The sequence below is a fragment of the Neobacillus sp. SRL179 genome (assembly GCF_984799095.1).
Window position 1 is genome coordinate 4,555,803 of record NZ_OZ481792.1, and the last position, 23,055, is coordinate 4,578,857.

General features: G+C 39.9%; 23 protein-coding genes. 6 read left to right on the forward strand and 17 right to left on the reverse strand.

All coding sequences use genetic code 11. The features are described 5' to 3' along the window. Nucleotides 1-11: 11 nt before the first annotated feature. A complete protein-coding gene (locus tag AC4E8C_RS22440) occupies nt 12-332 on the reverse strand; it encodes a metal-sensitive transcriptional regulator (protein ID WP_490208842.1) in 321 nt (106 codons plus the stop codon). A 311-nt stretch (nt 333-643) separates the two neighbouring features. On the opposite strand from AC4E8C_RS22440, the gene AC4E8C_RS22445 reads away from it, so the two are divergent. Beyond that, complete coding sequence (locus AC4E8C_RS22445) at nt 644-1,276, forward strand: MOSC domain-containing protein (RefSeq protein WP_490208843.1); 633 nt, start codon at nt 644-646, stop codon at nt 1,274-1,276. Between the two features lie 130 nt (nt 1,277-1,406). On the opposite strand, the gene AC4E8C_RS22450 is transcribed toward AC4E8C_RS22445, so the two are convergent. From AC4E8C_RS22450 to AC4E8C_RS22470, 5 genes are all read right to left on the reverse strand, one after another. Beyond that, nucleotides 1,407-1,817, reverse strand: coding sequence for a hypothetical protein (locus tag AC4E8C_RS22450; protein WP_490208844.1), 411 nt, complete (start codon nt 1,815-1,817; stop codon nt 1,407-1,409). 138 nt (nt 1,818-1,955) lie between these two features. Beyond that, on the reverse strand, nt 1,956-2,390 hold the full coding sequence (locus AC4E8C_RS22455; protein ID WP_490208845.1) for a hypothetical protein: 435 nt from the start codon (nt 2,388-2,390) through the stop codon (nt 1,956-1,958). 76 nt (nt 2,391-2,466) lie between these two features. Continuing rightward, entirely contained in the window at nt 2,467-2,886 is a 420-nt protein-coding gene (locus AC4E8C_RS22460) for a GNAT family N-acetyltransferase (RefSeq protein WP_490208846.1), read from the reverse strand. 308 nt (nt 2,887-3,194) lie between these two features. Next, nucleotides 3,195-4,634, reverse strand: coding sequence for an aldehyde dehydrogenase family protein (locus AC4E8C_RS22465; RefSeq protein WP_490208847.1), 1,440 nt, complete (start codon nt 4,632-4,634; stop codon nt 3,195-3,197). Between the two features lie 11 nt (nt 4,635-4,645). Next, complete coding sequence (locus AC4E8C_RS22470) at nt 4,646-5,527, reverse strand: fumarylacetoacetate hydrolase family protein (protein ID WP_490208848.1); 882 nt, start codon at nt 5,525-5,527, stop codon at nt 4,646-4,648. Between the two features lie 546 nt (nt 5,528-6,073). On the opposite strand from AC4E8C_RS22470, the gene exaC reads away from it, so the two are divergent. Both exaC and AC4E8C_RS22480 read left to right on the forward strand, forming a co-directional pair. Next, a complete protein-coding gene (exaC, locus tag AC4E8C_RS22475; protein ID WP_490208849.1) occupies nt 6,074-7,594 on the forward strand; it encodes an acetaldehyde dehydrogenase ExaC in 1,521 nt (506 codons plus the stop codon). A 20-nt stretch (nt 7,595-7,614) separates the two neighbouring features. After that, the gene (locus AC4E8C_RS22480) at nt 7,615-7,977 is read left to right on the forward strand and encodes a DUF779 domain-containing protein (RefSeq protein WP_490208850.1); all 363 of its coding nucleotides are present in this window, start codon (nt 7,615-7,617) and stop codon (nt 7,975-7,977) included. 646 nt (nt 7,978-8,623) lie between these two features. Here AC4E8C_RS22480 and AC4E8C_RS22485 read toward each other — a convergent pair. Beyond that, on the reverse strand, nt 8,624-9,169 hold the full coding sequence (locus AC4E8C_RS22485) for an SMI1/KNR4 family protein (protein WP_490208851.1): 546 nt from the start codon (nt 9,167-9,169) through the stop codon (nt 8,624-8,626). A gap of 146 nt (nt 9,170-9,315) precedes the next feature. After that, nucleotides 9,316-9,837, reverse strand: coding sequence for a DoxX family protein (locus tag AC4E8C_RS22490; RefSeq protein WP_490208852.1), 522 nt, complete (start codon nt 9,835-9,837; stop codon nt 9,316-9,318). 266 nt (nt 9,838-10,103) lie between these two features. On the opposite strand from AC4E8C_RS22490, the gene AC4E8C_RS22495 reads away from it, so the two are divergent. Then, entirely contained in the window at nt 10,104-10,952 is an 849-nt protein-coding gene (locus AC4E8C_RS22495; RefSeq protein ID WP_490208853.1) for a DUF2935 domain-containing protein, read from the forward strand. Between the two features lie 815 nt (nt 10,953-11,767). After that, entirely contained in the window at nt 11,768-12,721 is a 954-nt protein-coding gene (locus tag AC4E8C_RS22500) for an ADP-ribosylglycohydrolase family protein (RefSeq protein WP_490208854.1), read from the forward strand. Between the two features lie 154 nt (nt 12,722-12,875). Here AC4E8C_RS22500 and AC4E8C_RS22505 read toward each other — a convergent pair whose 3' ends face one another. Then, complete coding sequence (locus tag AC4E8C_RS22505) at nt 12,876-14,057, reverse strand: hypothetical protein (RefSeq protein ID WP_490208855.1); 1,182 nt, start codon at nt 14,055-14,057, stop codon at nt 12,876-12,878. Between the two features lie 233 nt (nt 14,058-14,290). Between AC4E8C_RS22505 and AC4E8C_RS22510 the strand changes: the two genes are divergently transcribed. Continuing rightward, nucleotides 14,291-14,620, forward strand: a complete 330-nt coding sequence (locus tag AC4E8C_RS22510; protein ID WP_490208856.1) for a four-helix bundle copper-binding protein — start codon at nt 14,291-14,293, stop codon at nt 14,618-14,620. A gap of 202 nt (nt 14,621-14,822) precedes the next feature. Here the strand turns inward: AC4E8C_RS22510 and manA are convergent, their stop codons facing one another. The 8 genes from manA to AC4E8C_RS22550 form a co-directional block, all read right to left on the reverse strand. After that, nucleotides 14,823-15,767 carry a mannose-6-phosphate isomerase, class I gene (gene manA, locus AC4E8C_RS22515; RefSeq protein WP_490208857.1) on the reverse strand — a complete coding sequence of 315 codons (945 nt, stop codon included), beginning with the start codon at nt 15,765-15,767 and terminating at the stop codon, nt 14,823-14,825. A 52-nt stretch (nt 15,768-15,819) separates the two neighbouring features. After that, complete coding sequence (locus AC4E8C_RS22520) at nt 15,820-16,683, reverse strand: ROK family protein (RefSeq protein ID WP_490208858.1); 864 nt, start codon at nt 16,681-16,683, stop codon at nt 15,820-15,822. Nucleotides 16,684-17,051: 368 nt separating this feature from the next. Next, a complete protein-coding gene (locus AC4E8C_RS22525; RefSeq protein WP_490208859.1) occupies nt 17,052-17,807 on the reverse strand; it encodes an amino acid ABC transporter ATP-binding protein in 756 nt (251 codons plus the stop codon). A gap of 22 nt (nt 17,808-17,829) precedes the next feature. Beyond that, nucleotides 17,830-18,543 (reverse strand): amino acid ABC transporter permease, encoded by a 714-nt coding sequence (locus tag AC4E8C_RS22530; protein ID WP_490208860.1) that lies wholly within the window; start codon nt 18,541-18,543, stop codon nt 17,830-17,832. A gap of 11 nt (nt 18,544-18,554) precedes the next feature. Continuing rightward, on the reverse strand, nt 18,555-19,262 hold the full coding sequence (locus AC4E8C_RS22535; RefSeq protein WP_490208861.1) for an amino acid ABC transporter permease: 708 nt from the start codon (nt 19,260-19,262) through the stop codon (nt 18,555-18,557). Between the two features lie 20 nt (nt 19,263-19,282). After that, the gene (locus tag AC4E8C_RS22540) at nt 19,283-20,155 is read right to left on the reverse strand and encodes a transporter substrate-binding domain-containing protein (RefSeq protein ID WP_490208862.1); all 873 of its coding nucleotides are present in this window, start codon (nt 20,153-20,155) and stop codon (nt 19,283-19,285) included. Beyond that, nucleotides 20,142-21,326, reverse strand: a complete 1,185-nt coding sequence (locus AC4E8C_RS22545) for an acyl-CoA dehydrogenase family protein (RefSeq protein WP_490208863.1) — start codon at nt 21,324-21,326, stop codon at nt 20,142-20,144. Before AC4E8C_RS22545 ends, AC4E8C_RS22540 begins: the two co-directional genes overlap by 14 nt. Nucleotides 21,327-21,741: 415 nt before the next feature. Then, the gene (locus AC4E8C_RS22550; RefSeq protein WP_490208864.1) at nt 21,742-23,034 is read right to left on the reverse strand and encodes a YhfT family protein; all 1,293 of its coding nucleotides are present in this window, start codon (nt 23,032-23,034) and stop codon (nt 21,742-21,744) included. Between the last annotated feature and the right edge of the window lie 21 nt (nt 23,035-23,055).

Sequence of the window (23,055 nt, forward strand, 5' to 3'; positions counted from 1 at the left end):
AATAATCACTCCTATTTTTTCATTAATTTTTCTATTGTTAAAAGAACTTCATCTAAAACTTCTGTATCACCCTCGTTAATTCGTTCCAATACACAGGTTTTTAAATGTCCTTCTAGAAGAATTTTTGCCACACTGTTTAAAGCAGATTGTGTAGCTGAAATTTGCGTAATTACATCATCACAATAAGTATCTTTTTCAATTAAACCTTTTATTCCACGAATTTGACCTTCAATTCGATTTAAACGAGTAACCAAGTTTTTCTTTACTTGATCGGAATGATGACTCTTTCTTTCATTTGAAAGATGACAAACATCATTCATTTTTTCATCCATCCAGCCCCACCTCCATATTCACAATTTACTATACCCCCCTATAGTATGTCAAGAAATTCAATACATCCTTTCAAAAAATAAATAAATGGCCTAATTTAAAGAAGGAATTTCCCTTAGTATATCTTTTCCACATAAACTACTTACTAAATCTCTAAGTTATGGGATGTTAAAAATTTACCCCAAAAAGTAGGGTCAAATCATAATAAGTATGGCCCCATTGTGTGTAAAAGTAATATACCTTTTCAAGCAGCACTATTATAATACAAGTAATATTCGTTTAAAGAGTTCTATGGAAGAGGAGGACATTCTAATTGGACAGAAAAATTATAAATTTAGCTGTTGGAAAACCGAGGGAATTTGAATGGAACAATAAAAAAGAAATTTCCTCAATAGGAAAATCAACTGTACAAGCTGTTGAGTTGAAAAAATTAGGCTTTGTTGGTGATGATGTAGCCAACCACAAGTTTCACGGAGGGCCTGACCGGGCAGTATGTATATATCCATTTGAACATTATTCTTACTGGGAAGAGTTCTTTCAAAGAGAACTTATTCTACCTGCTTTCGGAGAAAATATAACAGCCACAGGAATGGTGGAAGAACAGGTTTGCATTGGTGATATCTATAAAATAGGCGATACCATTGTACAAGTAACACAAGGAAGGGTACCTTGTATAACCATCTCCCATTATAATCAGGAAAATGAGTTACTAAAGAAGGTGGTTGAAACGACGCTAACCGGTTACTTTTTTCGGGTATTGGAAGAAGGAGCGATTAATCTTGATTCGGACATAACGCTTGTGGAAAAACACGCCAAAGGAATATCCGTTTCTTTCGCCACCCAAATTCTTTTTCACCAAAAACAAGATAAAGCATCGATTGAAAAAATATTAACCGTTAATGAACTGGCAGAGGACTGGCGGAATAGATTTTTAAAATTGTTATGATCTTTTCGAAAAAGGTGAATAATGCTAAAGCCTAGCCTGAAAAGCTAGGTTTTTGATGTGATTCATTAATCGCTCAACCAAAAAAAGAGTTACCATCGCAACTCCGCCTTCTCTCTAGCGCATGTATTCTTTATGGAACTATACGAGGGATTTTGTCTGTTTCCTCTTCAAGCACATGAATTCCTCCAATTACTTCATAAGCTGACCCAATTGCCACAAGCAAATCTCCTGTAATGGCGAGTTTTTGTTCTTGGAGCAGTTTGATTAAATCTGTTTCTCCTATTTGGCTTGATACAGAAACAGCCTCTAATATTTGTCCAATCGCCTTAATCCAAACCCCCGTTAGTATTTGTTGTTCACCCATTGTATTAGCATCTTCCTCCATATGCAAAAGCCCTGATAAACCTTTTATTTCAATGATTTGGCCTATTACTTGAATCCAAAGCCCTAATGCAACCTCTTTTTCCAGCCGTGAAATTTGCTTGCTTTTTTTCTCGGTGGAATCCTTTCTGGTATTGCCTTTATTCTTTGGATGTTCCATTATTTCCAACCCCAGAACTAAAATTTGCTTTATTTTATGTGAATCAAATGCGATTGTGTAGCCTATTTTGCTCATTAGTTGCACTTACATGGTTTTTCTTTTTTAAAAGAATAACACACCATGATCTCATCCTTGCTATTATTCAAAAAAAATATCCATGCTTATTCCTTTATATTGAAATAATGAAATCATCTCCTGATGATGCTCCAAAAGGCAGACAGTGAAATCCTGAACTGAAAGAAATAAGGTGCCATTTTTAAATAACTTGAAGCACCAAAGTTCGGGTATATACCCCATAAAAGAAGGTTCCTCTAATGTGTAAAATATCCTCCTAGAAACACTCGTCAGCTTCCCCAACATACTTACACTGTTCTCCATTCCCTCCCATGGTTTAACAACAGTCCCATCCAATTTTTCAAATTCTAACTTTCCGCCCATTAAAGGATTGTCTCGATCAAATTCTGCATCAGGGTAAACCACTTCAAACTGGTCGCAATGGTTAAGAATTGAAGTGAAAATAGCTTTCCATTCAGGAGTAGAGGGGGTGCTAGAAATCACGAAATAATTTTCCATATTAGCAACCTCCCTTTTTCATATTTTACTAAAGGTGCATGGGGACGGTTCTTGTGCTCTAATTTCCTTTTATAAATCACTCCAGATACTCATCACTTAGTCTTGGATTTATATACCTTGCCATTCCAGTTTTCAGCTTTTTTAATCCTAGTTGTCGATAAAACCCTTCATTCCCAGTTGTTGAGATTAAATGTACACAGGAAACATGACTTAGTTTATCAAGCAAAAACTCCATCATTTTCTTAGCGATTCCCTGCCCTTGAAAATCCCGATGAACCACGACATCATAAATGGCGGCATTAAAAACGCCATCGGTCATCCCTCTGCCAATCCCAATAATTCTTCCATTAACTTTCACTAAAGCTATAATATTACTAGCCTCGAAAACTTGTCTGATAATCTCATTTGTATGTTTGGTCCATCCAACAGAAGCATACACTTCCTTCATTTCATCCAAATTTGCATGGGCGAAATCACTTTGAATTACTATATCCATATACCTTCCCCCTTTAATCGCATTTGTAGCTCAAGAAAGGATGACTCCTGAAAAGTTACCTATCAGTACTTCCTTTCCATTTTGAAAACCAACCGCCTTCCTTTTACCATCTGAGCCGATTTTTCCTCCTAAAGGGAAATCCAACCGCCTTCCTTTTACCCAGAGTGAAGATTTTTCCTGCTAAAGGGAAGAGGAGCCCCACCGATGGCTCCCTTTTGTTACTTTTGCTAAATCAATACTAATTCCGCCGCCTAACCCAATAATGAAATCCGTGTCTAGCTTCGAACCGGCAAATTCAAAACATATACTTATAGATTAATCACAATAATTCGTTCGTCTGTCATTTCTTGAATAGCATAATGGGGACCCTCTTTTCCAACTCCACTATTCTTAATCCCGCCATACGGCATGACATCCGCACGGTAGGTGGACACATCATTGATAATCACTCCGCCAAAATTTAATTGATGGCTTGCATCCATGGCAATAGTAAGATTGGTCGTGAACACACCTGCTTGAAGACCGTATGGTGTATCATTTGCCATCTTAAAGGCGTCTTCAATTTCTTCATATGAAGTAATCCCAATAACAGGGGCAAATACTTCTTCGCAAACAACCTTCATATCATTGGAAACATTCGTGACAATCGCTGGGTGAATGACAGAACCAACTCTTTCTCCCCCATAGACAGTTGCCCCTTTTTCGCGCGCTTCCTTCAACCATTCTTCCACACGAACGGCCTCATTTTCAGAAATCAATGGCCCCACATCGGTTTGTGGATCTCTTGGATCTCCAACCTTCAATGATGCTGCTAATTGAATCGCTTTTTCCACGAAAGCATCATAAATATCTTGATGAACATAAACACGCTGAACGGAAATACATGCCTGTCCGGCATTAGACACCCCTCTTGTAACGCAAAGCTGTACAGCCCGGTCTAAATCGGCAACATCTTTATGAACAATATTCGGGGAGTTATTTCCAAGTTCCAATGTCACTTTTCGGATACCTGTACTATTTTTGATCTTTTTTCCCACAATCGGACTGCCCGTGAACGTGTACATTGCAATCCGCTCATCTTCCAGTAAATATTGTCCGGTTGTGTGTCCAAGACCGTTTACTAGATTCACATACCCTTTTGGAAGACCAGCCTCCGTTAAAATCTCAACCAATTTACAGGCAATGATCGGCGTTTTTTCCGCCGGCTTAAGAACAACTGTATTTCCGGCAGCAATGGCCGGACCAAGTTTATGTACAACTAAGTTAAATGGAAAATTAAAGGGAGTGATGGCGCCAATCACCCCAACTGGTACCCGAATCGTGAAAGCCAGTTTATGATCATTATCAGGCTGTCCTAATGGAATTCCTTGTCCGGTAATCCGTTTTGCTTCCTCAGCAGAAGCAATTAAGGTCTGGATCCCTCGGTCAATTTCCCCTCTTGCCTCTTTTAGAACCTTACCAGCTTCCTGAACCATAATGAGAGCTAACTCTTCTTTCCTTTGTTTCACAATCTCAACGGTTTTCATTAAAATATCATATCTCTGGATGGGTGAGAGTTTAACCGTTTGAAAGGTTTCATAAGCATTTTGAATCGCTTCCGTCACTTCTTCTCGAGAAGCAATCGCAATCCTAGCAATTTCTTCACCTTTATACTTATCGAAGACAGATAATGTCTCTTTCGATGTCTGCCATTTTCCATTAATAAAATTTCCATAGTTTTGTATTTTCGTATCCTGTGACAAGGCCATGCTAATTCCCCCTATTGTAAAGTATTTTTTAATTCGCCTAGGGACTCTATCGATATAACCATTTCATCACCAGATTTTAACCAAACCTGTTCCTCTTTTGAATAGCCAAGGATTACACCATCTGGAGTTCCCGTATAAATAATATCACCTGGCTTTAATGTCATATACTTTGAAGTATAGCTAACGATTGTGGCACAATTGAAAATCATATCCTTTGTATTGGCAGATTGATGTAATTCACCGTTGACCCGGCATTCAACCGTTAGATTATTTGGATCAACCTCATCACTGGTGACCACGTAAGGACCGACTGGAGCAAATCCGTCCGGACTTTTTCCTAGTAACCATTGCCCCGTTCTAAATTGCAAATCACGAGAAGAAATATCATTTCCCACACTGTAACCAAAAACATAGGACAACGCTTCCTCTTCTGAAACATTTTTAGCCTTCTTGCCAATGACTAAAACAAGTTCTGCTTCATAGTCCATTTGTTCCGAACCTTCTGGAATGGCAACGGTATCTTGGTGTGCAGCTAATGCATTATTAAATTTACTAAATAAAATCGGAGTAGTGGGAACCTCCATTTTTGATTCTTTTGCATGGTTAATATAGTTTAAACCGACACAAATTATCTTTTCAGGATTGGAAACCGCTGGAGCATAGGTAATCCCTTCCTCTTGGACAAACAACTCATTCAACCCATTTTCACTGGCACGACTCACTAAACTATTTACCACTTCCAGACCCTTATTCTCTTGTAAAATTAATTCCTGAACACTGACAGGGGCCGAAATTTCAAATTTTTGCGCGGCTTTTTGTACATCTAAGATCCCAAGATCTGTTTTAACACCTAATCGAAGTTCACCTTGATTGAAAAATTGTAATAATTTCATCGGTCAATCTCCTTAAATTTAATTTTGTGATGCATGGGGACGGTTCTTCCGCTCTAAATTTGAGGTTAATAGAATACTCCTCCCTTCATGAAGTGAGAAGTAACTTTTACCTGTAGGCAGCTGGCATCAAGTTGCCATTGTGAATATCCCTTATTCCGACCTTTCTCTACTAGATTCACCTTTACTCAAACGTTTAATTAAACTGGCAGGAGTACATGATATATAAGCATTTTACCAAACATCGATATAAATAGATTGTCGAAAGAGTCAAAAAAAATAGAGAAATTTCAATTCCACAACGTACACGCCTTGTATCGAATTCTTTCGACCAAATTCCATATAGGCTATGCTATTCAAACGTTTGGTTAAAATGGTAAGAGTCGGCGGACTATTTCCTGACACGATTCAGAGCATAATTCTTGAATTTCAATTTTTTCAGTTTTACTATAATACTATAATAATAAACACTATGAACGTGTTGTTTATTATTATGAAGACGCTCTCATTTTAGCGCCTTCCTATTTGACAAAGGGGAGGAATTTAATCATGATTTACGCAAATCCGAATACTGAAGGGTCAGTTATTCAATTCAAGGAAAAGTACGATAACTTTATCGGTGGCAAATGGGTGGCACCTGTTAAAGGACAATACTTTGAAAATAAGACTCCTGTAACCGGCGAAGTATTTACAAAGGCAGCTCGTTCTTCAGCTGAAGATATTGAGCTTGCATTAGACGCGGCACATGCAGCCAAAGATGCCTGGGGAAAAACATCAACAGCTGAACGTGCACGTATCTTAAATAAAATTGCGGATCGTTTAGAAGAGAATCTCGAATTACTTGCTGTAGCTGAAACTTGGGACAATGGTAAAGCTGTCCGTGAAACATTAAATGCAGATATTCCATTAGCGATCGACCATTTCCGTTATTTTGCAAGCGCTATCCGTGCACAAGAAGGACGGACCACTCAATTAGATAATGATACAGTAGCCTATCATTTCCACGAGCCACTAGGTGTAGTCGGACAAATTATTCCATGGAACTTCCCAATCTTAATGGCTGTTTGGAAAATTGCTCCTGCATTAGCTGCAGGTAACTGTATCGTGTTAAAACCAGCAGAACAAACTCCAGTTTCCATTATGGTATTGGTAGAATTAATCGAAGACCTACTTCCAGCAGGTGTTCTTAATATTGTGAATGGCTTTGGAATCGAAACAGGGAAACCACTTGCAACGAACCCACGTATTGCAAAAGTTGCCTTCACGGGCTCAACTGCCGTTGGACGTCAAATTATGCAATATGCAACCGAAAATATTATTCCAGTAACACTTGAACTTGGCGGAAAATCACCAAACGTATTCTTCGAAGATGTCATGGATCAAGATGATGAGTTTTTGGATAAAGCAATTGAAGGTTTAGTTATGTTTGCCTTAAACTCAGGTGAAATCTGTACTTGCCCTTCGCGTGCTTTAATTCAGGAATCCATTTACGATAAATTTATCGAACGTGCCTTAGAACGCGTGAAAGCGATTAAAGTCGGCAACCCTCTTGATACCGATGTCATGATGGGTGCACAAGCCTCTCAACAACAAAAAGATAAAATCCTTTCTTATATCCAACTTGGTAAAGAAGAAGGCGCTGAATTATTAATTGGCGGTGATGTCAACCATCTTGGCGACAGCCTTGAAAACGGCAACTACATCCAGCCAACTTTATTCAAAGGAAACAATAAAATGCGCATCTTCCAAGAAGAAATCTTTGGACCAGTACTTGCTGTGACAACCTTCAAAGATTTTGATGAAGCTATTGAAATTGCAAACGATACCCTTTACGGCTTAGGTGCTGGTGTATGGTCTCGCAGCGGCGATATTGCTTACCGTGCCGGACGTGCCATCCAAGCTGGCCGTGTTTGGACCAATACGTATCACCAATATCCTGCCGGCGCTGCATTCGGTGGATTTAAACAATCTGGTATCGGTCGTGAAAACCATGCGATGATGCTCGAACATTATCAACAAACGAAATGCTTGCTTGTTAGCTACGATCGCAAAGCCCAAGGATTTTTCTAAATCGAAAGGATGCGATTGTCATGGTAGAACATGTGAAGGCTACTGACGAAGCATTACATTTCATAGATTCGCTCAAACAGATACATGGATCTATCATGTTTTATCAATCGGGCGGGTGCTGTGACGGCTCTGCTCCGATGTGCTACAGAGAGGAAGATTTTAAGCTGGGGGATTCGGATATTTATCTTGGCTCAATCGGCGGCATCGCCTTTTATATGCATCGAAGCCAATATGAATATTGGAAACATACCCAGCTCATCATCGACGTTCGTCCCGGTCAAGGGCCAGAATTCTCCCTCGATAGTTTAGAAAATCAACATTTCGTAACCACATCACGTGTTTTCACTGATGAGGAATACGCGGAAGTGAAAGAACTTTTATAAGCTTTAAAAAAGGACCGTTCCCAGTGCATGGGGACGGTTCTTTCGCTCTATCCGAAATGATGTGCATTTCCCTACCTAAAAACCCCATAATTCCCCATAAGATATACTATTCAAACGTTTGGTTAAATCGAGTGGAAGTATTGATTGATATGAGTCTCTTAGAAAAGTGATTTAAAAAATTGTCGAGATGAGGAGGTCATTTCCCAGACAATAATGCATCTTTCAACAAAGTCTTTTAAACTGCCCCTATTCGATTAATTCCTCTAAATTTCACCTTTACTTAAAAGTTTGATTAAAAAATGATTCAGGCGCTAGTGTAAACTAGAAAATTTTATTGGATGGCAACGTCTTAGAAAAGCATTTAATTAGTAGAAAAACTCTCCACTCTGGGGAAGGAAGGCGGTTGCATTTCCCTTTAGGAGAGAAAATCGGCTCAGATGGTAAATGGAAGGGGGTTCCATTTACCTTTTGGAGGAAAAGTTGGTTCACATGGTAAATGCAAGACCATTGCGGTTTTAGAACAAGTCAATTTTCCAAAGGAAAATCAGCTTGTTCTTTTTGTTAAGATACTCCTTTCACCACGAAAGGAGTATTTTTTTTATAAAATTTTAGAAGCGGTAGAACCGTCCCCATGACTCATGGCACTTTAATAAAGTTCACTCGTATAAATCGGCCACCAACAAAACTTAGTTCCTTGGCACACCACGAATCGATCAAACCATAATTCAAAATTCATTTGTAACGGCCGTGCCTCTTTAAATTGGTCTATATGGTCTTTCCAAAAGAGATAATTCGGGTTATTTTCTGAAACAAGTTTAGAATTAATCACGATATGATCTTGATAAATATAGGCAATATCGTAACATCCTTCATATTCATCGTAACCGTCGTGATGGTATTCTACTATTTTTTCTAAACTATAAAGCTCAATTTCTCCCCCAAAATGGATATCATCAAACAAACGGCATCCATTCGTTATTTTTAAGAATTCCTTAAAATCCGCAGGTAAAATAAATCCTGTCTGTTTTTCAAAAGTAGTGATATCCTCATCACTTGCAGGTGGATTGAATGTACATTTTGCTTGGTACACATGTCCTTCTTCCGTTTGAACTTGAATGGTTTGGCTATTTTCACTCAATCTCTTTTTTAAAGAATGTAAAGTCTGCTTCACGAGCTTTCCTTCATTAGACACCCAACAACTCCCCTTTTTGAGGTAATAGTATCTAAGTTATTCTGCGTACAGAACGGATTTTCCTACCCCATTTTTCTCAATGAATCTACCTCGCACCTTATTCTAAAAAAAACGATTCAAGTTCCGAATCGTTTTTTCAAAGAATATTAAGTTAAGCTGTTACTTTCGGATTTTTTCGAATCAGTTTCCTTTTTAAACGTTTTTCTTATAAATGGGACCACCCACCGGTCGAGGCCGATTTTGCCAGCGTTGTAACCAGCTGTTAAGATAATGAATCCTAAGAAAATGTCTCTTGGGTTATGGGATACAGTACCTGCGAGGAAGAAGCTGAAGTTCATCACTAAGCCGAAGAACATCGCCGTAGTGGTTAAGCAGCCAAGGATTAACCCTAAGCCAATTAATGTTTCGCCCCAAGGGACAATAATATTGAACGCATCCACATTTGGTAAAGCAAAGTGTTTCAAGAAATCAACATACCAGCCAAAGATTACTGCGCCATCAGGACCTTTTACCGGATTGGCAATCGCCCCTTTTAGATAACCAGCGGCGTCAAATCCGCCTGTTATTTTATGAAAACCTGCTGTGAACCAGGAATAGCCTAGGTATAATCGTATGATCGTTAGAATGGCTGCTGCAATCTGATTTTCTCTTAAAAATTTATTAAACATAAGTCATTCCGCCCTTCGTTTTATTTCGTTCTCTACACTTACAATATATTACATTTTCACATAAACAACTTGGCTATATTACTAAGTTCACACATTATTAAAAATGCTTTGTCAAAAAAGTGAACGCTTGTTTTGTAGTGAACAAGGTGTCAGGCACTCAAATAGCAGGATACCCCACCAAAGCTAAATATTATTTTATTTTGGTCTGTTTAAACGACTTTGAAAATAAATATAGACCATATGGAATATTGATGGGGGGTAATAGAATGAACGGGGATGAGAGAACTTTGCATGCTGATACAGGTGTTACATCTGGCATGTTTGTGGAGCGTTCATTAAACGAGATACGTTTTTGGGCTAGGATCATGAAAGAGCATTCCTTATTTCTTCGATTAGGTTTTAGAGCCGAGGATACGCAACTCATTCAAGAGGCTAACCAGTTTTATCGTCAATTTGAATACATCGAACAAACGGCCCATAACTTAAACAATCAAACGGACCCTGAACAAATAAGAAGATTTAATACAGAAGTACAACAAGCTGCAACCAATATATTCGTCTATAAACGAAAAGTATTAGGCCTCATTCTCGCATGCAAATTGCCAGGAGCCAATAATTTCCCTCTATTAGTTGATCATATAAGCAGGGAGGCAAATTATTTTAGAAGAAGGTTAATGGAATTAAATGAAGGTAAATTGCAGGCGCTCCCTGATGCTATTATTAAAGAAAATGTCTTCTTCTTAAGGATTATGGCCGATCACGCCAAATTTATTGGTCATCTTCTCGACCCATCCGAACGAAAGCTAATTGATGTCGCCCGTAATTTCAGCAATGATTTTGATCAATTATTGTATCAAGCGAGGGACTTAGAATCGATGAAGCCACAATCTCAAACAGGTCCACTGTTAGATCAATTCCTGGATCAAAACCGGGTGTCGGTCTCATCCCTTCGAGACTTCAAGAAAACAGCCCGTGATTTAATTGAACAATGTAAAATCAAGAGCATCATCCATCCATTGTTAGCAGACCATGTATTCCGTGAAGCAGATCGATTCCTCGAAATCATAGATATGTTCGACGCCCATCTAACAGGAGGTCCTTCACAACCAAGGTAGATCATGGGGACGGTTCTTCTGCTCTAAAACTCCTCCGTTATTAACAGAGGAATCCCACATACGTGCAGCTCCATTTGGTTTGGTTATGTACAGAGTGATAAAAGGGACTTTCCGAAGTCCTTTTTTTGTTTGAAGAATCATGGGGACGGTTCTTCCGCTCTAAAACTCCTCCGTTATTAACAGAGGAATCCCACATACGTGCAGCTCCATTTGGTTTGGTTATGTGCAGAGTGATAAAAGGGACTTTCCGAAGTCCTTTTTTTGTTTGAAGAATCATGGGGACGGTTCTTCCGCTCTAAAACTCCTCAGATATTAAAACAGGAGTCCCTTTTATATACGCATAGCTGCCATAAGGCTTGGTTATTGATAGGGATCCCCCATTTCGACCATTTTCTACTATATTCTTCTTCAATCAAACGTTTAATTAAAACGGCTGAATGTACTATTTCGTTCATATTCTCCCTATCTTGATGGAAAGAAAATTGTCGTTAACCGACTTAAGAATATCTAACTTAAAACTAAGATTTCTACAAAAACAGATAGATATCTTTTAAAACAGACACGGTCCTCCAAATCTCCCACCACTTCGACACTACACAAACGTTTGATTAGAATAACCCTTTGAATGCGTCAATCCTGGAATTAGCTCTCAATATGTCTAAAAAGAATGTCGATTGAATAAACAGGTGCGCTGCTAGGCTCTATGCAAAATGATACATGAGAACCGTCCCCATGCATCACACTAATTGTTTTCAGAAATAGGTTTTATAATAAGATGAGAAGTATGGCGAAATGAATAAATAGGGGAGTGGAATATGGACAATAACGTTTTTGAACAGATAACAAAATTAGAACGGTTTAAAGGAAGCTTGATAGGATTAGCGGTTGGTGATTGTGTGGGAGCGGCCATCGAGTTCAGTCCTCCAGGGACTTTTTCACCGGTGACTGACATGTTGGGCGGAGGTCCATTTAATTTAAAGCCTGGTGAATGGACGGATGATACCTCAATGGCATTGTGCTTAGCCCAAAGTCTGATTGAATGCAAAGGATTTGATGCTAAAGATCAAATGGACCGTTATACACGGTGGTTTAAGGAGGGATACATGAGCAGTATCGGCGAGTGTTTTGATATCGGAATTGCCACAAGAGAAGCCCTGACCCATTATCAGGAGACAGGCGAACCATTCAGTGGATCGACTGACCCGTTTAAAGCAGGAAATGGCTCCATCATGAGATTATCCCCCGTTCCCCTATTTTGGTCGAAAGATATAGCCCAAGCTATTTATTATTCTGGTGAAAGTTCTAGAACAACCCACCAAGCAGAGGAAACCATCGATGCCTGCTATTACTTTGGCGCCCTGATTGCGGGAGCGGTAAATGGTGTGGCCAAAGACGAACTTCTATCAAGGGACTTTGTCCATGTTGTAGAAGAGAAAATCGCTAGACCATTGAGTCCTAAAATAAAAGAAGTGGCACTTGGTTCCTATAAAGAAAAGCAGCCACCGGTGATTAATGGAAGCGGCTATGTCGTTTCTTCATTAGAGGCCGCCCTGTGGGCTTTTTATCAGACCGACCATTTCAAGGAAGGCTTGCTCAATGTAGTGAATTTAGGAAACGACTCGGATACAACCGGAGCCATCTACGGACAATTAGCAGGTGCTTACTATGGGATTTCCTCTATTCCGGAACACTGGCGTCATCAAATCGTCCAACGAGAACTAATTGAAAACATGTCTGTTGAACTTTTTGAAGGACATAACGCTGCATAGGCAAAAATAAACGAGTAATGGTTATAAGAAAGATGAGGATGAGGGTTCCCTTGACCTTGATTGGAACCTCCTCTTTTACTATTTTCCTTATCCCAATTGAGTTAATGTTGGGGTGCCAAGATTCCCATGACATCTGAAATCTTGGCTTCTTAGGTTAATCAGCGGCATCGCTACTATTCTTCACAAATATATAACGCTGGGGAGTAATACTATCTTCCTTGCCTGGAACGTATAAGGAAATCGTTGGTCCTGAGTTTCCTGGATCAGCCATAGAAGGAATAGCCTTACCTTTTTCATCTATATAGTGAATTCCCTCCCGAATAACACCCCAGTTTCGTATTCCTTTATACAGGGTCGCATATTTTTCTTCATTCCAACGTTTTACTTCCTCTTTAACTGGAATCCATTTCAGCATATTGATTACCATCGATAAATCGTTGTTCGGGTCGTAAACCGTTGTTCCTTGCCCATTCCAATCTTGTTTATGGATCTTTATCTTATTGCGGTTTGTTTTATCCGTATAGATTAAATATCCTGATTGTAATTTCTGGTTTTGATCAAACCCGTAAACATACATGTAAATATCCGTAATCGTCCCATCCGGTTCAAACTCTACCTTTAAATCATTCGTCATTAAATATGGTTCTAGATCCGTCTTCGCTTTTACAGAATCTAGTATTCCATTCAGCTTTGTTGTATAAAAATTATCATTCTCTACCTTTACTGCTGTACCTGTTTTCCACTCGTTGATTTTCCAAGCTAATGCTCCATTAAAATTGACAGCATTCGAACCAACATAATATCCGCCAACAATGGTAGAGAGTGAAAAGAAAGCAACCGTCCATTTCCAATAGATCGGATAAATGGGCTTAAAAGCATGAAAATATTCTTTTAGTTGTTCAAGAGAATGGTCTATCTTCTTAGAAATGGGGATAAACGTTTGATCTGGAAAGTATAGAATATACCATTTTTTATTTTCCTTTATTTTAATTAAACTTTCGAACGGAAAAACATGACGGTCAGTGCCATTACTTGATATAACCAATTGCGTCTGATTGATTTCAACCTGACTGCCATTTTGAAATAAGTAGTCCTTTTTCATATGCTGATGATACACAACAAAAATATAGATAAACATTACGAACAGAAGCACGCTGGTTCCTAAAAATATCGGAATATTGGTTTTCAATTGTCCTATTTTGGTAATAGTGTACAAAATCCGCCATAACATGACATACAGTAGAAGCATAATCAAGTTAATTTTACTTCCAAAAATTAAATCTCGTAAAATAAGTCTTCGATATATTTTTTTAGTCAGTGTATTTTCGATTACCATTCTGATCACTGCTTTCCTTTCATTTAAGGCTTAGGATAAATTAGAATAAGCACGGCAATGATTCCATTCTATCATTAACGAACAATCTAAAAGACTATCAATCTTCGACAAATTTCGGGGAGTGACAGGCATCGGAATGATGCATTAGAACCGTCCCCACGAATCACGTTTAATACCAAAATTGGCGGGTACCGTAAATATAGTAACTATTAAAATAGGAGGAGGAATCTACTTTGTCACATGAGCAATATCAATCTGTAATTCAATCACTACACGAATGTATGGTCGCATGTAATCATTGTTATGATTCATGTTTACAGGAAGATCAAGTGGGAATGATGGCCGAATGTATTCGCCTGGACAGGGAATGTGCCGATATTTGTGGTTATTTGGAACAAGCTATAGGAAGAGGAACACCGTTTATTTCCGAGTTGGCACAGGTGTGCGCAACCATTTGTGAAGCTTGCGGAAAAGAGTGTCAAAAACACGAACATGAACATTGTCAAAAATGTTCCGAAGCATGCTTAAAATGCGGGGAAGTTTGCAGAACGTTAACTGCCTAGGTTTAATAGTAGCTAAGTTAAACTGGGGATGATCACATTAGTGGTCATCCTCTATTATTTTGAAAAAAAATGACATTGGTATGTTGTGTTTACAAGCCATTGGCCCAAAAAGGACAAAAAAAAGGAAAGACCTCTTGTACACAAGAAGTCCTTCCTCTTTTTAGGAAAAATGATACACGAGAACCGTCCCCGTGTCACGCTCCTATGTATGAGAAACAATCAGTTCGCAATTCCCGTCTACTGCAAATTCTCCAAATCCGACTGGGAGAATTAGGTGCGTTCCCTTCTTCAATTCATAGGACACTCCCTTATGAATAAGGGTCCCGTCGCCTTTAATGACACTTAGCAGCAAGTAGTGTTCATTATCGTTAAACATGGACTTACCATGAACTTCCCATTTATAAACAGAGAAAAATTCGGATTCCACAAAGGTGGTAATCGTTGCATGGTCTTGTTCCTGAACGACTGGTGTACTTACAACATCCTGATGGGGAACGGTTGTCACCTCAATAGCTTTTTGTAAATGAAGATCTCTTAGGTTACCTTCTGCATCCCGGCGGTCATAATCATACACACGGTAGGTTGTGTCGGAGCTTTGCTGCGTTTCTAATACAAGTGTTCCTTCACATAAGGCATGAATGGTCCCGCTAGGAACATAGAAAAAATCACCTGGCTTGATTTTTACTCTGCGGAGCAGTTCTCCCCATTTTCCTTGATTGATTTGCTCAACCAATTCTTCCTTTGAACGAGCATTGTGACCGAAGATCATATCAGCATCTTCTTTACAGTCAATGATATACCAGCACTCCGTCTTCCCTAGCTCACCATTTTCATTCGCCATCGCATAAGCATCATTGGGATGGACTTGAACGGATAAATCCATATTCGCATCCAAAATCTTGGTCAAAAGAGGAAAAACCTCCCCTTCAGCATTCCCAAATAATTCAGGATGTTCCCGCCATAACTGGTCGAGCGTCATTCCCTCATAGGGGCCATTCTCAATTTTAGAAGGTCCATTAGGATGAGCCGAAATGGCCCAGCATTCGCCTGTATGTTCAGTTGGTATCTCATAGCCGAAGGCTTCTTGTAAAGCCGTTCCGCCCCAAATCCTTTCCTTAAATACCGGTTTTAAAAATAATGGTTCCAAATGAACTACCTCCAACTATCTTAATCGATCAAAAACTTATAGATTTTCACTTTTATCTTTCTTTTAACACCTGATCTGCAAGCAGTAGAGCTCCAATAATTCCTGCATCATCGCCCAACCCAGGTCCGACAATATAAGTGGAAAGCTCCGGTAAAGTAACATACTCATTCATTAGTTTAGGTAAATACTGATAAATAGATGTAAACACTTGTGGCTGGTGCATAACTCCGCCACCAAGGATAATCTTTTTCGGCGAAAGAATCAAGATATATTGCATCAATGCTTGGGCAAGATAATAACCTTCTAAATCCCAAACTTCAGGCTTGTTGACAAGATTGATACCCTTGGTTCCCCAGCGTGCCTCAATCGCCGGTCCGGCAGCTAAACCCTCTAGGCAGTCATGATGATACGGACATTTTCCCTGATATACATCCTTTGGGTGCCGTCTCACAAGGATATGCCCCATTTCCGGATGTGAAAGACCTTGCAAAAGCTTCCCCTGAACAATCGCTCCTGCCCCAATTCCCGTACCAACGGTCATATACACACAACTATCCAATCCTTTGGCTGCACCAAGGGTAGCTTCTCCCAATGCTGCAGCATTTACATCTGTATTAAAACCAACCGGGACATTGAACGATTCCTTCAATGCTTGTACAAACGGAAAATCCCTCCAGCCCGGTTTCGGTGTTGAAGTGATATGGCCATAAGTGGAACTTTCCCGGTTCACATCAATAGGGCCAAATGAACCGACTCCGATCGAGTCGATCTCATATCGTTTAAAAAATGCGATGACCTCTGGCATGGTCTCCTCGGGTACAGTGGTAGGAATCTGAATTCGATCCATGATATTCCCTTCCACATCTCCCACAGCACAAACAAATTTTGTTCCACCAGCTTCAATTGCACCTAACATCTCAATTCCTCCTATACATGGGGACGGTTCTTCTGCTCTAAAATGACGTAAAAAGTACCCCTTTTCATTTTGAAAGGAGTAACTTCAACTTGTATCCATCTACCATCAAGTTGCTTTAGAATGGTCGAAATCTACCCTGATTTCGGCCATCCTACTTTTTCTTATATATGAAATACAAACATCCACATGCTTTAATAATAGATTTAATGAAGATTATATTTAATTCTACATGAAAATCTCCTTGTTTTACAATGCACCGTGGGCCCTATTACATAATAATCCCAATTAATTATGTAAAAACTTAGCGCTTACCCAAAAATGATGCATGAGAACCGTCCCCATGAATGCCCATGAATCCCTATAAACCATTAAATATGGTAAATAAAATCCTCTGGTATTACGCGCCTCAAAAAATGTTGGGTCCTCTCTTCTTTTGGTCTTGTGAAGATCTCCTTAGGAGAATTTTCTTCCACTATCACCCCGCCATCCATAAAAATCACGCGATTGGCGACATCCTTTGCAAACGACATCTCATGTGTCACCACCAACATAGTGGTTCCTTCTTTCGCAATATTTTTCATGACCGTTAATACTTCCCCGACTAACCCCGGATCTAGTGCGGACGTTGGTTCATCAAACAAAATAATATCCGGATTGATTGCAATCGCCCTGGCAATTCCAACCCGCTGCTGCTGCCCGCCAGACAATTCACTCGGGTAGGCATGCAATTTATCCGACAATCCCACCTTAGCCAAGGCCTGCTTCCCCATCTCATTGGCTTCCGCTTTCGGAACTTTCCTTCCAATAATAAGACCTTCTGTCACATTCTCTAACGCCGTTTTATTCGTAAACAAATTATAATTCTGGAACACAAACGCAATCTTTTGCCTGATCTGATGAATTTGCTTTTTGCTTGCCGATTTAAGATGTACATCCATTTCTCCAAAAATGGCCTGGCCCTGATCAGCCCGTTCCAGAAAATTAATGCACCGTAGGAGCGTCGTTTTACCGGAACCACTTGGGCCCAGAATGACCACCACGTCACCTCTATCAATCTTTAAATCTACTCCTTTTAAAATCTCATTCTTCCCAAAAGATTTATGGATATTCTTAATTTCTAACATTTGTTAGCCTCCCATCATGACCTTAAGCCGCAGCTGCTTTAAACTTCCGTAACCGTTTTTCATACAGCTTAAATAGATATTCCACCAAGCTGCATAAGAGGAGATAAACTAGAAAGATATCAATGTACGCTTCAATAAAGTTGTAGCCAACATTGGCTGCCACTTGGGCTCGCAACGTAATCTCCCGCAATGACAAAGCATAACCTAAAGAGGTAGCTTTAATGAGATTGACCGTTGCCGTACAAATATTGGGTAAGGCCACCACTAGAATTTGTGGAATCAGAATTCTTCTAAATGCCTGTATATTATTCAATCCAACCGAATAGGCGGCCTCCAGCTGGCCCTTACTGACCGTGCTGATCGCAGAACGAAATACTTCTATTAAAATAGCTGTTGTATTCAACGAGAAAACAATAAAGGCGTACCAAATCGGATTAATATCATAAACATTGGTTTTTACATGATATTTTTCAAATAACGGAGTCAATAATAACGGAACACTCGTAAAGATAATAAAAATTTGTACAATAACAGGTGTCCCTCTCACAAACGATACATAAACTCTAGCAAGCTGGCTTATGACGGGAATCCGATTAATCCGCGTTAGGGCGAGCAAAAAGCCTAAGGGCAGAGCAATAAGTAAAGAGACAATCGTTATAAGCAAGGCTGTAGGCACTCCCGATAAAGCAACAAAAAAGGTTTTCACTAAAAATGGATAATTTAATCCGACCGACATCCTCTCACCCCCTATGTCGTTTTTATAACCAGTTTTCCTTTACTAAAGATTTTTTCCAACTTGAAAAAGAACTGTTCAATCAAAATGGATAAAACCCAGTAAATTAGTGATAGGGCAAGATAGATTTCTAGGGAATGAGAATTATAGTTATTAGAAATAATCAAACTGGCTTTCCCCATAATATCTACCAAGCCAATGGTATAAGCTAATGACCCTTCTTTCATTAATTCAAGGAGGCTATTGCCAAAATTCGGCAAGGCGACAACAAATGCCTGCGGTAACACAATTCTCCAAAATGCTTGTTCGGGACTTAGCCCTACACTCACCGCTGCCTCATATTGACCTCGGTCGATCGCTTCATAGGCCGTTCTCATCACCTCAGACATGAAGGCCCCAAATTGAAGCGAAAAGGTAATGACCACAAACACCGCAGAGTGAAGCTGATTCAGGTCTGTACCAAACTGACTAGCGATGGCCGGCAAACCGTAATACACTAAAAATAATAGAACAATAGACGGGGTACACCTTAAAATGGTGGTATAACCATTGGCCAGTTTGTTGGCGACTTTACTCGTTCCTAACTTCATCACAGCTAGGATAAACCCTAGAATCGTCCCGAACAAAACCGATAAACCGGCTACCATAAATGTTACCTTTAAAAAAGAAAGAAGTTGTGGTAATGCTCCCCACATGTAGGTACTATCAAAATACGTTTGCATATTCCACCTCTATTAGATGGTTACCTTTTTACAGTATCCAGTAATTTAAATAAATCCGTATTATAAAATTTAACCATCAGTTCGTTGGTCTTCTTTTCCTCTTTTAATTTCTTAATCGCCCCATCATAAGCATCTGCAAATTCTTGTTCCTTTTTGTTGAATAATGGCCATGTTTTAACCACCGTAAACTCATTATAGACAAGATCATTCGCTAAATTATGATAAGGGCCATCCGTTGCAAGTACCTGCTTTTCAAAAGTGGCGCCTAGATAAATGCCGCCATCTACACGTCCTTCATTTACCCATTGAACAACATCGACTGAGAAAGCATCACCGGCCTCCAGCTTGACTTGATTGTTAGGATTGGCTTGGTTGTATTCATCCACAATCGTATATTGAGCATTACTTGCCGCAATAGGGGCTAGAGAAAGCTTTGCCTTCGCAAAATCAGATAAGTCCTTTATATTTTCATTTTTCTTTTTTAATAAAATACCAACGCCGCTAAGTCCGAGGAATTCTTTTGGAAAAATATAACTTTTCGTCCGCTCCTCTGTGAACCAGGCATTTTTGACCCCTACTTGATATTTTCCTTGCTGCACCCCTACCAATAAATCCTCACTCGATGTCGGCACATATTCAAATTCATAATCTGGGAGAGCCTTATCGACAAGCTTCATGACCTCCAGCTCATATCCAGTTGGGTTACCTTTTTCATCCACATAGCCGATTGGTTTTCCGCCTTGATCAAAGGCTACTTTTACCTTTCTTACCTCTTTCTTTGACTCACTTGAACCAGATTTTGCACCCGTTGTAGTAGTGGAACCGCAGCCTGCTATGAGGGTGACAAAAGCGATTCCTGTCGCGGCGATTTTAAAAAATTTATTCATTTTCATTTTGTTTTCCTCCCTTAGTTTCATATAATTGAATAGCGGTTTGAGCTAATTTTGCAATGGTTAGATCATCCATGGGCGGATTATGCAGACCTGCCCGGACATCTCGATAATAACGCTGGAGCGGATTGGCTAGCTGCAGGCTTTTCGCCCCGACTAATCGCATCGCTTTATCGACAACAGTAATTGCTGAATTGGTTACAATATGTTTGGCTACAAGCGCTTCGTTCGTAATATCCCGCTGATGATTCTCATCGATGTACGCGTCTGCTGTGCCATATAGGGCAAATCTTGCTTTGTATAATTCCAAATCCATCTCGCCTAGTAACACCTGCACATTCGGAAGCTGAGCAATGGGTCCCTTAATGCTATTAGGTGAATGGGTATTGGCAAACTGCAGGGCATAGTCCCTGGCCGCCTGCGCAATGCCTAAGTAGGTGGCAGGAATTAAAAGTCCCCAGCCATTCAGTTTGAAACCAGTGTGATAACTTGGAATCTCGACTAAATCAGACTCCTCCACCTCAACGTTCTCTAAGACAAGATCATGGCTTCCTGTACCACGCATAGCGATTACCTGCCAATTTTCCTCGATGGTTAGACCCCTTGCTTCTTTAGGAATCAGGAAAAATCCGACTGTCTCTTTTTCTTCAATCCATGCAGAGGTTAAAAAATAATCCAGTTCCGGTGAGCAGGTTGTATAACTCTTGCGTCCATTAATCACCCATTTGCCCGCTACTTTCTTAGCACTTGTTTCAGGCCTCCCCCCGCGAATGGGGCTGCCTGTCGCCACTTCACTCACGGCTCGGTTAATGATCGCCCCATTGTTTACTTCTTCCGCAAAAAAGGCTAACTTCTCAGAGTCCCAATATCTATTTTCAAATAGTTCTCCCACTGTCATTAAGGTCCAACCAATCGACAATGCGGTACTGCCATCATAGCTCCCTAGTCTTTCCTGTACTAGGATGGCGTCGTATAGCGTAAAGCCTGACCCTCCAAATTCTTCCGGTAAAGTTAATTTGGTGTAACCCATTTTTCGTAAGGCCTGGATATTCTCCCTGGGGAAACGGCCATCTTCATCCATTTGGAAGGCCAGTGCTTTAAAATCCGCTTCCAATGGGTACAGTCTTTCAAGCCATTCACGCTGTTTGTTACTTTTAATAAATAACTCCTGCATACCCTTTGCTCCCTTTTCACTTAATAGAAAAGGCTGCTCCCATGTAAAATGGAAGCAGCCTTCAGTTGACTGATAAGCTAAGCTCATAAGTGTATATTTTGTTTGAATATTATGTATCTTTTATAATAAGTGCATTAATCCCATGTGTCAACTAGGAATTATAAATTTGTAAACTGCACAGAAAGCTTCGGTTACACTCCCTGTACACCATTCTAAAAAATTCCCACCTTTTCAACACTAAACAAACGTTTGAGTAGAAGAACCTGTACCATGCTCCAATCCTCATTTTAACCCATAAATTCACTGAAAAAGGTGTCGAGAACTGTGGCTGGCCACTGAACTATAGTTAGGAAAAACTCAAAGAAAAGACTTCCCATTCTTTTTAAAAATGGGAAGTCTCCTTACATCTTTATAATTATTTAGGTATAACCATGAAACCTAAGGCGACCAAGATATTAGCAATAATACCAACTGCAATGGCGCCCAATGGGCCTACTGCCATACGTACGATTGGCCGGCCGGCCACTTCGTTTAGCAGGTAGAAGCCTGCGATGAAGAAGAAACCAAATCCTGGAGCGATCGTGTTAGCGGCATTGGCCCCGCCGATTAAAAGAGCAACCTCTAACAATTTCGTCATAGCATTTCGAATATTTTCCCCAGAGTTTCGAACACCAGGATATTTATCTAAGAATCTAGCAATATAACTTAACAGAGTTACCTCTAAGAAAATAATGACTGCGCCAATCACTACAGCTACCCAAACATTTGGTGAGAATAACCCAACAACAAAGATTAAAGTAAAACCAACTGGGCTGTATACACCTGTTGCAATAGCTGTACTTGCGACTAATGGGATAAAGCCAATCGCTCTTGCGGCTGCAGCGATACCTGCATCAGTCTGTTTACCATCTGCTAAAAGATTTAATGAAATGGGGTCTCCGGCCATAAGAAGCAAGTTTGTCGCACCTGCAATTAAAGCGCCGATCACCATAAAGAATCCGACATTTTTCTTGATTGATTTAACCTTGTCACTAAAGATGGAAGCTAAATCGATCGAAGATCCTTCTTCTGCCTTTTGTTTAATCGCATAAGTGAATAAGAAAATCATTCCGACAATTAAAGCCATACCTTCTTGATTCAAGGAGACGACATTTCCGCCAATTTTAAGGAATCCGGCTGTATTTACCCACACAGCTAACTGCCTGACGATTGCTGAAACAATAAAGGTTAAGACACCCTTTTTAATGCTGAACTGCATGGCCACGGCTAGTGCCGGGAATGCCATAAAGGTAACAACGACCGGAGTACCTACCGCACCAAGCGGTTCTAAGAAGTTCAATGGTAAATGATCAAATAATTTTACGAATCCATCCAGCCCAGCAATAAGTCCCCAGCCATATATGGCACCAATAGCGGCTGCCACAGGTGTCCCCCACTTATTCTTAGGTGTTGCCAATCCGATAATATCAGTCCCTAATAAAATACTGTGGATTAGAATAATACTAGCTGACAAAGTAAATGGAATACCAAATCCAATAACAAGACCAAAACTCATCGCAAATGCCGTTAATCCCAGCTCTCTGCGCTTTAATCTTCCTTCGATATGTTCAGATACAATCGGCCGCAATCCATCATTAAACACGGCGATATTTCTATTCGCCAGAACAGCTGCGACGGCACCAATCAATACGACAAATAACGTTTCCATAACCTATTCCCCCCTGACTTT

Excerpts from the sequence above, each read along its gene's own strand:
- AC4E8C_RS22440 (WP_490208842.1), bottom strand. The coding sequence starts at position 332 with ATGGATGAAAAAATGAATGATGTTTGTCATCTTTCAAATGAAAGAAAG.
- AC4E8C_RS22450 (WP_490208844.1), bottom strand. The coding sequence starts at position 1,817 with ATGGAACATCCAAAGAATAAAGGCAATACCAGAAAGGATTCCACCGAG.
- AC4E8C_RS22455 (WP_490208845.1), bottom strand. The coding sequence starts at position 2,390 with ATGGAAAATTATTTCGTGATTTCTAGCACCCCCTCTACTCCTGAATGG.
- AC4E8C_RS22460 (WP_490208846.1), bottom strand. The coding sequence starts at position 2,886 with ATGGATATAGTAATTCAAAGTGATTTCGCCCATGCAAATTTGGATGAA.
- AC4E8C_RS22465 (WP_490208847.1), bottom strand. The coding sequence starts at position 4,634 with ATGGCCTTGTCACAGGATACGAAAATACAAAACTATGGAAATTTTATT.
- AC4E8C_RS22470 (WP_490208848.1), bottom strand. The coding sequence starts at position 5,527 with ATGAAATTATTACAATTTTTCAATCAAGGTGAACTTCGATTAGGTGTT.
- exaC (WP_490208849.1), top strand. The coding sequence starts at position 6,074 with ATGATTTACGCAAATCCGAATACTGAAGGGTCAGTTATTCAATTCAAG.
- AC4E8C_RS22480 (WP_490208850.1), top strand. The coding sequence starts at position 7,615 with ATGGTAGAACATGTGAAGGCTACTGACGAAGCATTACATTTCATAGAT.
- AC4E8C_RS22490 (WP_490208852.1), bottom strand. The coding sequence starts at position 9,837 with ATGTTTAATAAATTTTTAAGAGAAAATCAGATTGCAGCAGCCATTCTA.
- AC4E8C_RS22495 (WP_490208853.1), top strand. The coding sequence starts at position 10,104 with ATGAACGGGGATGAGAGAACTTTGCATGCTGATACAGGTGTTACATCT.
- AC4E8C_RS22500 (WP_490208854.1), top strand. The coding sequence starts at position 11,768 with ATGGACAATAACGTTTTTGAACAGATAACAAAATTAGAACGGTTTAAA.
- AC4E8C_RS22505 (WP_490208855.1), bottom strand. The coding sequence starts at position 14,057 with ATGGTAATCGAAAATACACTGACTAAAAAAATATATCGAAGACTTATT.
- AC4E8C_RS22520 (WP_490208858.1), bottom strand. The coding sequence starts at position 16,683 with ATGTTAGGTGCAATTGAAGCTGGTGGAACAAAATTTGTTTGTGCTGTG.
- AC4E8C_RS22525 (WP_490208859.1), bottom strand. The coding sequence starts at position 17,807 with ATGTTAGAAATTAAGAATATCCATAAATCTTTTGGGAAGAATGAGATT.
- AC4E8C_RS22530 (WP_490208860.1), bottom strand. The coding sequence starts at position 18,543 with ATGTCGGTCGGATTAAATTATCCATTTTTAGTGAAAACCTTTTTTGTT.
- AC4E8C_RS22535 (WP_490208861.1), bottom strand. The coding sequence starts at position 19,262 with ATGCAAACGTATTTTGATAGTACCTACATGTGGGGAGCATTACCACAA.
- AC4E8C_RS22540 (WP_490208862.1), bottom strand. The coding sequence starts at position 20,155 with ATGAAAATGAATAAATTTTTTAAAATCGCCGCGACAGGAATCGCTTTT.
- AC4E8C_RS22545 (WP_490208863.1), bottom strand. The coding sequence starts at position 21,326 with ATGCAGGAGTTATTTATTAAAAGTAACAAACAGCGTGAATGGCTTGAA.
- AC4E8C_RS22550 (WP_490208864.1), bottom strand. The coding sequence starts at position 23,034 with ATGGAAACGTTATTTGTCGTATTGATTGGTGCCGTCGCAGCTGTTCTG.